The sequence below is a fragment of the uncultured Nostoc sp. genome, from assembly GCF_937863485.1.
Lineage (GTDB): Bacteria > Cyanobacteriota > Cyanobacteriia > Cyanobacteriales > Nostocaceae > Nostoc.
In genome coordinates this window covers 19,852-33,319 of record NZ_CALMFY010000247.1, presented here as the reverse complement: position 1 = coordinate 33,319, position 13,468 = coordinate 19,852, and the positions used below count along the sequence as shown (strand labels likewise).

Genomic DNA, 13,468 nt, shown 5'->3' with positions numbered 1-13,468 from the left:
ACTTGAAAGTCGTGTTGAGGTACTTGAAAATCGTGTTGAGGTACTCCAAAGTCGTGTTGAGGTACTTGAAAGTCGTGTTGAGGTACTCCAAAGTCGTGTTGAGGTACTTGAAAATCGTGTTGAGGTACTTCAAACTTAGTCGCACCGCGATCAAGTACACAGGTAGGATCGCTTTTATAAATCTCCACAAACAAAGCGATGTCTACGACGGGCTATTCGGCGTCGCTTGACTTTTAACGGGTCGCTACAACATCAGGCGATGCCTACGGCGGCAAGCTACGCACTTGACAATCAAGACAGTCGCTACAATTATCCTTAAGTGAACCGTAGTGACTTATACTTAGGAATAGGCTGATTGCTAATCACTGCATAGAGAACATCTGGATCGAGGTCGGCTCCTGATCGCCATTGGATTGTGCCTAATTCGTGATTTAATTCAACCTGAGCAAAGTATTTTTTATCTTGCAAAGGTGCAAAAACACCTGTAAATTTAATCAGCTTACTAACATTAATTATTCCTTCCACTTTGTCTTCAAAACGGATATATAGTTGATAATTTTCCCGTGGTTCTACTGCAATAATGTCTTTTAACATATTTTACTACTCCAATGGTAAGACGCTATTGAGGGTTTGATTATCTCTAGCTAGTTCCCAGTTTTCCATCAATTCCCTTTAATGGAAAGTCGCCCATTCTAATATCAGTTTAAAAGCTCTAGAGCTAAGTTTCCCTTCTAAAGTTTCAATGCTAATAATGGCTTTTTACTAGTTGTATCTTACGTGAAAATGTGGGGGCGGATGGTCATTGTAATACATAGTGATGATCATCCTGAAAAAACGACTAATTTCTGGCATACTTTATTCTACCTTCGGGATCTCTTTTAAGATTAACAATCAATTAGCCTAGAAGATGCTGAAAGTTCGATAATAAAAGAGATTGGCGTAGCCATTTTTGATTTCTCAATCCCCTAACCTTACTCCCACTTTGCAAAAATTATGCAAAATCTTACCAGAATTACTCGTAATCCTGAAGTGATGGGTGGCAAACCCTGTATTCGGGGAATGCGTGTTACTGTTGGCACTATCGTCGGATTAATGGCATCTGGACACAGTAATAGCGACATTCTCAAAGCATATCCCTACCTCGAAGAAGACGACATTTATGAAGCACTTGCCTATGCTGCATGGCGGGCTGAAGAGATTGAAGTCCCTCTCAGAAGTGCATGAAAATCTTGATTAAAATTTAACTTGCCAAATCCAAATATCAATGATCTACTTCGCAAAAAGTCAAGTGGGAAATTAATTTTAGGGAAATATCGCTAACTCAGTTTCCGGGTCAAAAAAGTGAATTTTCTCTAGAGTTAGAGATAACCAAAGTTGCTCGCCAACTTGTACAAATCGGTCTGGTGGTATTCGTACTTGTAGATAATTGGCTGTAGTAGCAGGTTGAGATCCTGGTTCGGCAATCTTAACAGCAAGAAAGGAATCGTTGCCGAGATTCTCTACTAAATCTACTTGCACTGGTAGATTTTTGGTGGCAGGCATACTCAAGTTTAAGTGTTCTGGGCGAATACCTAAAATTAGAGTTTTCCCATCATATTTTTGTAAAGCTTTTCCCCAGACTTCGGGCAGGGTGAAACGAAACTGAGAATGAGTAATCAACTGCGGGGCATGAAATTCCACAGAAATAAAATTCATCGGTGGTGAACCAATGAACTCTGCTACAAAAAGGTTGGCAGGGCGGTTGTAAAGTTCTAGGGGAGAAGCAACTTGCTGAATTTTACCCTCAGACATAATCGCAATGCGATCGCCCATTGTCATCGCTTCTGTTTGATCATGGGTAACGTAAATTGTCGTTGTCCCCAGTTGGCGCTGCAATTTCACAATTTGGGCGCGGGTTTCCGCCCGCAGTTTAGCATCTAAGTTAGAAAGCGGCTCATCCATTAAAAATACTTGGGGGTCACGCGCGATCGCCCTTCCCAATGCAACTCGTTGTCTTTGTCCCCCAGATAGCTGTTTAGGTAAGCGATTCAGCAAGGTTTCGATTTGCAACAGTTGAGCAACACTACGCACCTGCTCATTTACCGCCCGTTCTTTGTCAGAAATGTAGCGCAGTCCTTTAGGTAACTTTCTTGTCGCCCCCACAAAAAGATTTTCTGCCCACGTCCGAAGATAAGGAGTATTTTCTCCTCTGCTTTTCTGCTCCTCTGCTCCTCTGCTTCCCGTGCGGCGTAACCCAAAAGCGATGTTGTCATACACCGTCATGTGGGGATAGAGGGCATAATTTTGAAACACCATTGCAATGTCGCGTTCCTTGGGTGGTAGGTCATTGATCAAGCGATCGCCTACCCAGATATTACCGCCAGTCATCACTTCCAACCCGGCGATTAACCGCAGCAGGGTGCTTTTACCACAACCGGAAGGGCCTACCAGCACCATAAATTCGCCATCTGCGATCGTCAGGTTAATCCGTCGCAAGACATTGACACTTTCCGCACGTGGCGCTACATCAGTTTTTTCCGCAAGTGTGAGAGGAGATTGGGTTTGTGAGGTAACACTTTCCCCTTTACGTGAGGAAAAACTTTTATAAACGTTTTCTAAAATAACTTGGGACACAACTGTTAATTATTATCACTGGGCATGGAGCATCGGTCATGGGGCATTGGAAAAAGGACTAATGACTAATGACACTTTAGCGCTCATAATAATACACGTTCAGGGTAAATACGAAAAGTTAAAAAAACAGCTTTTACCATAAAAAGCAAACTATTCTAAATTTTAGGGCTGTCAGGAGGTGTTGTTATGACTACCGATGTACCTAAAAATCTTTCCCAAGACCCAAGCGTTAACCCTGTCCATGACATTGTAGACGTACAAACCACAGATTGTTGCATTGTGGGTGGGGGGCCAGCAGGAGCAGTATTGGCGCTGTTGTTAGCGCGTCAAGGCATTTCTGTGATTCTGCTGGAAGCACACAAAGACTTGGATCGCGATTTTCGTGGCGATACGATTCATCCATCGGTGATGGAAATTATGGAGGAATTGGGATTAAGTACAGCTTTGCTAGGACTTCCCCATACCAAAATGCGCCAAATTAGTATTCAAACTCCTCAAGATACTGTCACATTCGCAGATTTTAGTCATCTGAAAACCGATTATCCCTACATTACAATGCTTCCCCAGGTAAAATTCCTGGAGTTCATCACCCAAGAAGCACAAAAATATCCTAGTTTCCATCTGGTGATGGGTGCGAATGTACAGGAATTGATTGCCGAAGATGGTGTAATTCAAGGTGTCCGCTATCGAGGAGGCGGTGGTTGGCATGAAATTCGGGCAATATTGACAGTTGGTGCAGACGGTCGCCACTCACGTTTACGCCATCTGGGTGAGTTTGAGTCCATCGAAACTTCGCCGCCAATGGATGTCCTCTGGTTTCGCCTACCGCGTCAGCCAGAAGACCCTGAAGGGGGAATGGGGCGCTTTGGTCAAGGTAAGCTAATCGCCATGCTTGACCGTGGTGATGAGTGGCAACTTGCCTATGTTATTCCTAAAGGAGGCTATCAACAACTAAGGGCTGCGGGTTTAGAGGAATTGAAAAAATCTGTTGGCGAAGTCGTGCCAGAATTCCAGCAACGCATCCAAAATTTACATGATTGGTCACAAATAGCTTTTCTCTCAGTCGAGTCCAGCCGTGTCAAACGCTGGTATCGTCCGGGACTGTTACTCATCGGTGATGCAGCTCATATAATGTCCCCCGTTGGTGGAGTTGGCATTAATTACGCGATTCAAGATGCTGTAGTTGCGGCAAATGTACTCAGCAAACCGCTCAAAAACCGACAAGTACAACTTAGCGACCTAGCAAAAGTACAACGTCAACGCGAGTTGCCCACACGCATCATTCAGGCGTTTCAAACTTTTATCCAAAAGCGGGTATTGGCCCCGGTTCTCACCTCAAATCGCACTTTTGTACCACCTGCGTTTTTGCGCTTACCCATCTTGCGCGACCTACCAGCAAGGTTAATCGCCTTGGGTGTTTTTCCAGTTCACGTCAAAACTTAATTTTTGCTGAGAATTTTTGATATTTCCTCAACGGGTGGTACAATCATACTACTCTATACAGAATTAAATGCTCATTTAGTCAGGCGAGGGTGGCGAGCGGCATACTCAATGCTGTTCAAAGCGATCGCTTGGCTTTTATGCTAAAAAGGACTAAAAACTGAGAGTGGATGTAGAAAATTTGTTCAACATTATTAAAAAATGCAAACAATTAAACATATCTAGATATTAATTGACACTACATAGAAAAACCGTCTCTTTTTCAAACAGTACTTTTTGCAGTCAGGAGTAATTTTAATGAACAGCTGCGTTTTGATGGTGGAAATTATAAACGAGCCACAACTCCGCTATACAGCGGATAATCTGGGAGTCACAGAAATGCTGGTGCAGTTTCCCAATTCCCAGAAACCAGAAGATCCCCCAGCCACCTTGAAAGTTGTTGGCTGGGGGAATTTAGCGACAGAAATTCAGCAAAACTACCACCAAGGCGATCGCGTCATCCTGGTAGGACGTTTAAGTATGAATACTGTTGAGCGTCAAGAAGGTTTTAAAGAAAAACGTGCTGAATTGACAGTACAACAAATTCAATCTGTTGGAGGTAGTTTTAATACCGATCCATTGCCGTCAGCAACCGCAACTCCATCATTCACTGAAACCGCTCCCCGACAACCATCTTCAGCATCTCGTCCTCCACAGAAAGAGGTTACCACTTACGAGTCGCCACGTCCAGCACCTACCCCGGCTGCAAATCCTGTTGGCGTTGCTCCCCAAGCGACAAGTTACGAACCCGTACCCCAACCCACAAATTATGAGCGAACCACTTATCCAGCAGTGAAAGAGGAAGAACCAGATCCAGATGATATTCCTTTCTAAAGTTGGTAGTTGAGCGTGTATTCAATTTGCTAACTAACATTACGATTAGACAATTTCTACAAATAGCCATCCTTTAGGATGTGCTATTTTTTTGTCTGCGATCACCAGGGCAATCATCAATAATCCACCAATTTGAACTTCAATTGACTCGTAACTTTGGATTTTGGATTGAACATTTGATTTCAGCCTAAAATCTAGATAATTTATTGCATAACGATGTTTTTGTCAATAGTATAAACGAAATAAAATATGAAATATATTCACCAAAACGAATCCGTAAAATCTCCAGCATTATGTTAAGATATCTTTAGTAGAAGCTTATGCAATTTTGAAGTGTGATAGCCCCTCGGCTATAAACTCGTTTTGTATGGGCTTTTTTACTGTTGATCTATGCTGAAGGTTATTTCTACTCTTTCAAGGGAGATACAACGACAAAAAAATATAAGGTAAACTATGATACATAAATCTGATAAGACACCTCCAAAGGCTAAATTACCATTTTACATTTGGTTATCTAGTAAGTTAGGAGCGTCGGTTGTTTCCCAAACAGCATCTAAAGACAGACGCAGTAGCTCTTTGTTGGGTACTATTAGTAGTTACGCTATTAGAAAAAATTTGAACTATAAGAAAATACGACTATTGGTAATTGAAAAACTTAAACAAGAAAAAATAGCCAAGAGGAAAGTTGTCGAAAAATTAAAAAGAAAGTCTTTAGGAGAAAAGTGTAATTAAAAAATAGAAAGTCCGACCGATTTATTCTCGGTCGGACAAAAAAAATCGTTACTTTATGAAATTGCAAATTTTAAACATCAATATCAATGCTGTGTTAAAACGGCATTCCTTCAGCAGGTTTAACTTCTCGATGCTCTTTGAGGTTCAAAACTACCCAGAAATTCCTATACAACCTTTTAGATTAGTATTCGACCACGGAATTCCGCCGAAAAAATCCTTACCTACCTCTAATATTTTAATAATTTCCTCAATGCGGTCTTTTGATTCTGTTGTAGGTGAAGTTATCTCACGCAAGTGTTCAATATATTTGTTCCAGTCTGCTTCTACTGCATTAGCACCAACCTCAAAAGTGTTCGTTGTGTCTTGCCAAAACTGATCAATTCCGTCTGTTAACTTCTCAGGTATACGCTGTTTTTCAAAATATTTAATAGTTTCCTTTGCTAAACGCTTTTGCCAAGATTCTCCGAATAAGTTCCACACACTGAAAGCTAATGCAGCAGCTAGACCTAAACTAAGTACTATAGGGCCACCAATAGCCGCTACAAAAGAAATTACCGCAGCAGTTCCACCACCAATACTAATGCCCAGTGCTGATAAAAGACTAACTAACTTAGCTACTAGGATATAACCGCCAAGATTTCCTAGTGCTGCTGCCCAAGCAGATAAAGCACCGATGCTAGTTAGTCCTGTAAGTCCGCCTATAAAAGCTCCTTTAGCATCAAAGGGTATCTCGATGGATATATCTAAATTTGGTAGTTTAAGTAAAGCCTCTTGGTATGAACCAAGGAAAGCTTCAATTGAAGGTGTTAATTTATCAGAATTTGATTTGATTATCTGTTCTGCCTCATGTTGAAGTTTCTCAACTAGATAACCAGCAAGACCTTCCTTTGCCTCTTTTTTGTCATCATACAGATTGCGGATAATTTTTTCGACAGCATCGACAGTTAAAAGCTGCTCTGTATACCTTTGAAAGGAAGTTCTGCTATTTCGTTGTAACTCACGGGTACTTTGATTTACCCTATCGCGTTTCTGCTGAGTTTCTTGTTTACGAGCTGTTTCATTCTCTTCGAGTACCTGTAGTTGCTTACGCCGAGAATCTATATCAGCAAGAGTTTTTTGATAAGCCTCAATTTGTTTAGTATACTTTTCTGTGTTAGCCTCCTTTATTGCATTTATTTCTCGCTCAATACGGCACAGATGCGCTTGAGGAAGAAATTCACTTAGTAGTTTAGTAAAATCATCAAATAGCTGTTGACATCTATCAGGTCTTTCTGACCAGAATGTAAAGAATCTTGTTCGCAAATCTTCTTGAGTAATAGCGCGATTTGTCCGTTCCCCGCGTGTCTTTAATACTCCTTCATTTAGTGGCTTATAGAGTCTTCTTGCTGCTCCAGGTGGTATTTCTTTTAGTTGATGATCAGAGATACTAGGATCAGCATGAGTAGCCACAATGAAGAGATTACCAAGCGTGGGGAAATTACTGCATTCATTCTCTTTTGTAGGAAGTGAACTCAATAATTTGCTAAGGCGTATCATATCTTGAGCATTAATGTGACCCTTGGCTGGTGAGGCATACACTACTACATCAGCAATCTGTGCAGCACTAGTAGCCTTCTCCACATCTTTAGAAACTTCATCTGGCTGATCTGAAAAGCCGGGAAGGTCTATCAGGTTGCAGGCTTGTAGCAGAGGTGAATTAATATAGACCACAGCTGCATGAGCCGCTATATCCTCATATTCTCCATGTACTCCATATTTTTGCAAAGTATCGAAGCTTCCTGCGTGTACACAATATTTATCACAACGTTCTTGGTCATCTAAAAGTAGTAAATCAATGATTTGATTACCTTTTTCATCTTTTAGCCAAAAATCTTCATTAACAATCAATACATCTTCTTTGCACCATTTGGGACGGTCTTCTATATGACGGACAAATGTAATTACTCTTGTTGCTGGCTGATAATCAACTGGCAAATTTTTACTTCCCAACAAAGCGTTTGCCATGTGTGATTTACCAGCGTCGAAGCCTCCAGTCAAAACAACATTAGGCTTTTGTTTATACAGCTTAAGCTGTTGTTGGAAATCATGGGGGGTGGCTGGTGGTGTTGGTATATCTAGTTTGTCTACAGGAGGAGTATCACCAATGTACTGATTCAGTAAATTTAGTTTGCGATAAAGTTCAGTGTATGGAGTTCCTGGATCAATTCCTTTGAGTGGTGGTATTGGTGCTGACATGGCTGTAGCGAGGTCAATACCTAATATTTGCAGCCATTTCACTAAAAGCCCCATTGGAACGGTATCAGGAGCCTGCTCATAAAGATTAACTTGCATCTTAGAAATGTCCAAGGCATTAGCCACCTCTACTTGACCCATACCCGCGTTTTGACGATATCCCAGTAAGTCGATATTCATTCCTGTCGCTCTAATACACTAATAATATTCTATATACTTAATATAAATATTACTATTTGTGAGCAGTATTAACACTATAATTATAGACAACACAATGAATACAGAAATCACGAGCAGTTCTACATCGCAGATGCGTGTATATTGTGGAAGTATGCGATGTCAGAAAAACTGCCGAGGAGTCTAAAAACCAAATTTACCTACATATACATCAAAACTATTGTTAAAATCCAGATAATTTTAAATTAATATTCCTACCCATACTCCTATGAGAGAAACTGTCCTAGAGGTTCACAATCTCCAAGTTGAATTTCCCAGCGATGGCAACATTAACAGAGCTTTGGATGGTATTTCCTTTGGGCTGCATCGAGGTGAAACTCTAGGAATAGTAGGAGAATCGGGGAGTGGTAAATCAGTGACAGCCCTAGCTGTGATGGGTTTGTTGCAAACTCCTGGTATGGTTACTGGCGGTGAAATCTGGTTTCGTCCGCAGGAGAATGCCAACCCCATCGATTTGGTAAAATTGCCTTCTGAGCAAATGCAGTTACACCGGGGTGGCGACATCGCCATGATTTTTCAAGAACCGATGAGTTCGCTCAATCCAGTTTATAACATTGGGTTTCAGCTAACAGAAGCGATTATGCGGCATCAAAATGTGTCAGCAGCCCAAGCACGACAAATTGCGATCGCAGGTCTGCAAGAAGTAAAACTTCTACCTAGCGATGAGGAGATACAGCAGCAGTATATCGAAACTTGGCCTCAAACCAACAGCAATTCATCGAAACCAGAACCATCAAAGTTGCCACAGTTGGTTAAAGAACACAAAGAAGCCATGCTGGAACGCTACCCTCATGAACTTTCTGGGGGTCAGTTGCAACGGGTGATGATTGCAATGGCAATTTCTTGCAACCCATTAATCTTAATTGCCGATGAACCAACCACAGCCTTGGATGTGACGGTGCAAGCAACAATTTTGGAGTTAATCCGAGAATTGCAACAAAGCCGTGACATGGCAATGATTTTTATCACCCACGACTTGGGGTTAATTTCGGAAATTGCTGACCAAGTAGCGGTGATGTATAAAGGCAAAGTTGTCGAATCTGGTACTTCTGAGCAAATTTTTAGTAGTCCCCAGCATCCATATACTAAAGGTTTGATAGCCTGCCGCCCCTCACTTGACCGCCGTCCCCAAAAATTACTCACCGTTTCTGACTACATGAGTGCAGAAGAGACATCAACAGGACAAGTAGTAATTGAGGCAAAAGAACCCGCACAATCCACAGAAGTTACTACTGAAGAGATTGCTGTAAGATTGGCAAACTTCAATCAGAAGGAACCGCTGCTGCAAATCCGCAACCTGAAAGTTGGTTTTCCAGTGCGCGGGGTGTTTGGTGGTACAAAACGCTACAATATGGCAGTTAATGGCGTTTCCTTTGATGTCAAACCAGGAGAAACACTAGGTTTGGTGGGAGAATCTGGTTGCGGTAAAACCACCCTTGGCAGAACCTTACTGCGATTAATTGAACCGATGAGTGGTCAGATTATCTTTGAGAAACAAGATATTACTAGCCTCAAAGGAGAACCGTTGCAAAAACTGCGGCGGGAAATGCAAATAGTCTTCCAAAACCCTTTCAGTTCCCTTGATCCACGGATGAAGGTGGGGAACGCGGTGATGGAACCATTGTTAATTCACTCCGTTGGTAAGACCAAGCAACAACGACGCCAGCGAGTAGTCGAACTCTTAGAACGGGTGGGGTTGAGTGCAGATGCGATTAACCGCTATCCCCATCAGTTTTCTGGCGGTCAACGTCAGCGGATTTGCATAGCCCGTTCTTTGGCGTTAAATCCTAAATTTATTATCTGCGATGAATCAGTTTCAGCGCTGGATGTTTCAGTACAGGCGCAGGTATTAAATCTTCTCAAAGAATTACAGTCAGATTTTCAGCTTACTTATATTTTTATTTCTCACGATTTAAGTGTGGTTAAATTTATGAGCGATCGCATTTTAGTCATGAATCGTGGTCAAATTGTTGAAGAAGGGACAGCCGAAAGTATTTATCTGGAACCCAAAGAGGAATACACGCAAAAATTAATTGCTGCAATTCCTACTGGTAGTGCTGAACGCGTGCGAAGTCGTCATCTACGGGCTTTGTAGAAAGCGGTTATAAACCGTATCTACACGAGGCTTTACCCATCTCCGTAGGTTATAAAAGCTTGATTTTCTCTTAGCCCACGCAGGAAAGCCTGTTTGTGTAGCCGCGAATTCTATTCGCCCTGGTTGCCTCATGATCATTTTCTTTTTTAACAGATATTTGTGCAAACAAAGTTAATTACATCTGCAAGTCCAGACTGAGTTTTTAAATTAGTAAAAATAAAAGGTTTATCGCCGCGCATTTTTTTAGCATCTCGTTCCATCACACTTAAATCTGCACCAACATAGGGCGCTAGGTCAGTTTTATTAATCACCAACAAATCAGACTTAGTAATGCCGGGGCCACCTTTGCGGGGAATTTTATCACCAGCCGCGACATCGATGACGTAAATCGTTAAATCCACCAATTCTGGACTAAAAGTAGCAGCTAAATTATCACCGCCACTTTCCAAAAATACTAAATTCAAATCGATAAAACGTTCTTCTAATTGTTCAATTGCCGCCAAATTCATCGAAGCATCTTCGCGGATAGCAGTATGAGGACCACCACCAGTCTCTACACCCAAAATGCGATCGCTAGCCAACGCCTGAGAACGGACTAAAAACTGAGCATCCTCTTGAGTATAAATATCATTCGTCACCACCGCAATCTGATACTGCTCACGCAATCCCTTACACAAAGCATCCACCAAAGCCGTCTTCCCTGAACCCACGGGGCCAGCAACCCCCACTCGAAATGCATTCATAAGTTATACCATTTTGGATTTTAGATTTTAGATTTTAGATTGTTTAACAGGACTTACGCACAGGTAACGGAAAATCGTAGACGCATTGGCGCAGCCTCTCGTAGAGAAGCGGCTTGCCGCAGGCTACCACAGAGGACGCAGAGAAGCCAGTCCGCCCTTGCGGTTCCCCGACTTAAAGCAACTGGCGCGACACGGAGGAATAAGAGTTTGAGAGGTTTTTTTTAAGTCCTATTTAATCCAAAATCCAAAATTTAAAATCTAAAATTCTTCTGCCCCTAACTCCTAAACAACCTTGTATACTGCGTTTCATGCTGCATACTCGCCAGCGACAAACCCCAACTACAACAGGCGAGTTGATCATCCTCCAACGCTAAAATTTCTAACGCCGCAGCACTAAATAATGGTTGCAAATCTAGCAATAACTGCTGTCCTGCTGTTTGTCCAAGGGGGATAAGTTTGACGCCAGCAGTAATCAAATTACTTGCCCAACTATGCAGATATCCGAGTAATGCGGCTTTGATACTGATTTGCCAATGGGCAACGGCAATGCCAAAAGCGATCGCATAATTGCAAGGATTACCTACAGCATTAGCAATAGGCACAATCTGCGGTTCTAGTTTACCAAGTAATTGGATGAGCGATCGCCCCATCTGCCAACTAGAAGCGCGTAACTCTTCTGTTTCCCTAGCAGCGGATAACCACAGATTCCAACAGCATAGCGACTCTACATCACCCGTTTTTGCAGCTTGCTCAGATCGTACCATCACCGCTGCCTCTAGTCGAATTGCCCCGGAGAGTAACTCTGCTTTTAACCAATCTTTGAGATGTGTCTGGTTAGCGATCGTACCATTTTCCACGAGCATTTCCAAGCCTTCAGAATAGCTATATGCTCCCACTGGCAAAGCGGGGCTAGCCAGCTGCAAAATACTCAAAAGATGGCTATCAGTGAGCATGATGGTGTTGTCCATAAGCTCCCAATTCTGGCTGAAACGGTAAAATTTCTTCTTTAACTTCTAACCCCAATTGTTCCAACATTGTGCGTAAAACAGAATCTGAGGACAAGCGTAAATAAGTCGGAGTAATTTCTATAGGTACATGGCGATTTCCCAGATGGTATGCCGCCCGTAGTAATAAAAGTGGTGTTTGGGCAAAGGCAGTCAGCACGAGTTCTGGTTTGGCAATAATTCTGATTAAACTGCTATGGGTTTCTTCTTGCAGAATATCGCCATCGTGTAACACAGTTCCTCTGGGTAAATGTAAAAACACAACCTTATCATCTGCCGTTTCAAAGCGATGACGACTGCGGGTACGTTCTTCTGCTGTCAGCGCCAGAGTAAAAGTGACTGCGGCATCAGGGTTAGGTGATTTCAGTTGGGTAAATGTCAGCATACAGAGTTTCGCCTGAACTTCCGCTTTTCATTATGGTTCTAATTTAACTAATTACGAATTATTTTAATCCCCCTATGTAACAGTCTTTAATTACGAATTACGTTAGCGTAGCGTAGCGGGGCGTAGCCCATTACGAATTACGAATTATTTTAAACACCATAGCTGCCTTGCCCGAAGGAAAGATAAAATCAAACAAAGAAAGGCAACGAGCCAAACGGGGACAATCATGAACCAAGCCATTGAGGGAGTACACTGGACAATTCACGATTTAGAGGTTCTACCCGAAAATGAGTGGACGCGCTATGAAATTATTAATGGAGAACTCTTTGTGACTCGCACTCCTCACCGCCGTCATTAACAAGTTTGTGTTAAGATTGCTCGACAACTCGACGTTTGGTCAGATTCGAGTGGTTTAGGGGAAACAATTGTGGCTCCAGGGGTGATTTTTTCGCAAGCAGATAGCGTTATACCAGATGTAGTTTGGGTAAGTCGAGAACGACTGGCGCAAATTGAAGATGAAGCGGGACATTTGACAGGCGTACCAGAGTTAGTAGTAGAGGTTTTATCCCCTGGTAAACAAAATGAATTTCGAGACAAAGAAGCAAAACTGAAACTTTATTCAGTTCAAGGCGTGCGTGAGTATTGGATTGTTGATCGCTTCACTCAAAAAGTCGAAGTTTATCAGCGAGAAAAAGCCCAATTGGTTTTAGTTGCTACTTTGTTAGGCGATGATGAAATAACATCGCCACTTTTACCCGGATTTTGTTGTTCTATCCATTGTTTTTTTCTTGAATAATCGCAAAATATAGAAGGTTTCTGGAAACCTAAACGCTAGATATAAATGTAAATATTGATTCCAAAATTGATGATATTGAACCTGAAATTTTACGGACGAGGTTGATAGCCGCAACATGAAATCATGCCCGTTATCGGTCAACTGGTTTCAACTCATAACCTTTTGCCACTATTTTACATAACCTTTTCTTAATATTTTACTCGTATCTTGAGATTGAAAATACCGGGGTTTCTATTGAAGATTTAGTAGTCTTTTGTGAAGCTTTATTGACATAAGCCGAACTGTAACTATCAAAAATAACTTATAGAACTCTGTTTA

Annotated in this window: 12 protein-coding genes and 1 pseudogene; 5 read left to right on the top strand and 8 right to left on the bottom strand. The window is 41.9% G+C overall.

Annotated features, from left to right (window positions below; all coding sequences use genetic code 11):
* From Q0541_RS34025 to Q0541_RS34015, 3 genes are all read right to left on the bottom strand, one after another.
* Positions 1-188 (bottom strand): hypothetical protein (locus Q0541_RS34025; RefSeq protein WP_298921484.1); only part of this gene is annotated, 188 nt, incomplete at its 3' end.
* A gap of 127 nt (positions 189-315) precedes the next feature.
* On the bottom strand, positions 316-594 hold the full coding sequence (locus Q0541_RS34020; protein ID WP_298921482.1) for a DUF2442 domain-containing protein: 279 nt from the start codon (positions 592-594) through the stop codon (positions 316-318).
* A gap of 168 nt (positions 595-762) precedes the next feature.
* Positions 763-825: a DUF4160 domain-containing protein gene (locus Q0541_RS34015; RefSeq protein WP_298921486.1), complete on the bottom strand. Its 63-nt coding sequence runs from the start codon at positions 823-825 to the stop codon at positions 763-765.
* A gap of 168 nt (positions 826-993) precedes the next feature.
* Here Q0541_RS34015 and Q0541_RS34010 point away from each other — a divergent pair, with 168 nt between their 5' ends.
* Positions 994-1,224, top strand: a complete 231-nt coding sequence (locus Q0541_RS34010) for a DUF433 domain-containing protein (protein ID WP_298921480.1) — start codon at positions 994-996, stop codon at positions 1,222-1,224.
* A gap of 78 nt (positions 1,225-1,302) precedes the next feature.
* Here the strand turns inward: Q0541_RS34010 and Q0541_RS34005 are convergent, their stop codons facing one another.
* The gene (locus Q0541_RS34005; RefSeq protein ID WP_298921477.1) at positions 1,303-2,613 is read right to left on the bottom strand and encodes an ABC transporter ATP-binding protein; all 1,311 of its coding nucleotides are present in this window, start codon (positions 2,611-2,613) and stop codon (positions 1,303-1,305) included.
* 186 nt (positions 2,614-2,799) lie between these two features.
* Here Q0541_RS34005 and Q0541_RS34000 point away from each other — a divergent pair, with 186 nt between their 5' ends.
* Complete coding sequence (locus tag Q0541_RS34000) at positions 2,800-4,056, top strand: FAD-dependent oxidoreductase (RefSeq protein ID WP_298921475.1); 1,257 nt, start codon at positions 2,800-2,802, stop codon at positions 4,054-4,056.
* Between the two features lie 294 nt (positions 4,057-4,350).
* On the top strand, positions 4,351-4,926 hold the full coding sequence (locus Q0541_RS33995; RefSeq protein ID WP_298921473.1) for a single-stranded DNA-binding protein: 576 nt from the start codon (positions 4,351-4,353) through the stop codon (positions 4,924-4,926).
* Positions 4,927-5,808: 882 nt separating this feature from the next.
* Here Q0541_RS33995 and Q0541_RS33990 read toward each other — a convergent pair.
* Positions 5,809-8,070: a dynamin family protein gene (locus Q0541_RS33990; protein WP_298921471.1), complete on the bottom strand. Its 2,262-nt coding sequence runs from the start codon at positions 8,068-8,070 to the stop codon at positions 5,809-5,811.
* 265 nt (positions 8,071-8,335) lie between these two features.
* Here Q0541_RS33990 and Q0541_RS33985 point away from each other — a divergent pair, with 265 nt between their 5' ends.
* Positions 8,336-10,222: an ABC transporter ATP-binding protein gene (locus tag Q0541_RS33985; protein WP_298921468.1), complete on the top strand. Its 1,887-nt coding sequence runs from the start codon at positions 8,336-8,338 to the stop codon at positions 10,220-10,222.
* Between the two features lie 146 nt (positions 10,223-10,368).
* Here Q0541_RS33985 and ureG read toward each other — a convergent pair whose 3' ends face one another.
* The 3 genes from ureG to ureE all read right to left on the bottom strand — a co-directional run bounded on the left by ureG (position 10,369) and on the right by ureE (position 12,354).
* On the bottom strand, positions 10,369-10,965 hold the full coding sequence (ureG, locus tag Q0541_RS33980; protein WP_298921466.1) for an urease accessory protein UreG: 597 nt from the start codon (positions 10,963-10,965) through the stop codon (positions 10,369-10,371).
* A gap of 275 nt (positions 10,966-11,240) precedes the next feature.
* The gene (locus Q0541_RS33975; protein ID WP_298921464.1) at positions 11,241-11,933 is read right to left on the bottom strand and encodes an urease accessory protein UreF; all 693 of its coding nucleotides are present in this window, start codon (positions 11,931-11,933) and stop codon (positions 11,241-11,243) included.
* The gene (gene ureE, locus Q0541_RS33970) at positions 11,908-12,354 is read right to left on the bottom strand and encodes an urease accessory protein UreE (protein WP_298921462.1); all 447 of its coding nucleotides are present in this window, start codon (positions 12,352-12,354) and stop codon (positions 11,908-11,910) included. Before ureE ends, Q0541_RS33975 begins: the two co-directional genes overlap by 26 nt.
* A 226-nt stretch (positions 12,355-12,580) precedes the next feature.
* Here ureE and Q0541_RS33965 point away from each other — a divergent pair.
* Positions 12,581-13,150: pseudogene (locus tag Q0541_RS33965) on the top strand (Uma2 family endonuclease).
* Positions 13,151-13,468: the final 318 nt, after the last annotated feature.

Excerpts from the sequence above, each read along its gene's own strand:
- Q0541_RS34020 (WP_298921482.1), bottom strand. The coding sequence starts at position 594 with ATGTTAAAAGACATTATTGCAGTAGAACCACGGGAAAATTATCAACTA.
- Q0541_RS34010 (WP_298921480.1), top strand. The coding sequence starts at position 994 with ATGCAAAATCTTACCAGAATTACTCGTAATCCTGAAGTGATGGGTGGC.
- Q0541_RS34000 (WP_298921475.1), top strand. The coding sequence starts at position 2,800 with ATGACTACCGATGTACCTAAAAATCTTTCCCAAGACCCAAGCGTTAAC.
- Q0541_RS33995 (WP_298921473.1), top strand. The coding sequence starts at position 4,351 with ATGAACAGCTGCGTTTTGATGGTGGAAATTATAAACGAGCCACAACTC.
- Q0541_RS33990 (WP_298921471.1), bottom strand. The coding sequence starts at position 8,070 with ATGAATATCGACTTACTGGGATATCGTCAAAACGCGGGTATGGGTCAA.
- Q0541_RS33985 (WP_298921468.1), top strand. The coding sequence starts at position 8,336 with ATGAGAGAAACTGTCCTAGAGGTTCACAATCTCCAAGTTGAATTTCCC.
- ureG (WP_298921466.1), bottom strand. The coding sequence starts at position 10,965 with ATGAATGCATTTCGAGTGGGGGTTGCTGGCCCCGTGGGTTCAGGGAAG.
- Q0541_RS33975 (WP_298921464.1), bottom strand. The coding sequence starts at position 11,933 with ATGGACAACACCATCATGCTCACTGATAGCCATCTTTTGAGTATTTTG.
- ureE (WP_298921462.1), bottom strand. The coding sequence starts at position 12,354 with ATGCTGACATTTACCCAACTGAAATCACCTAACCCTGATGCCGCAGTC.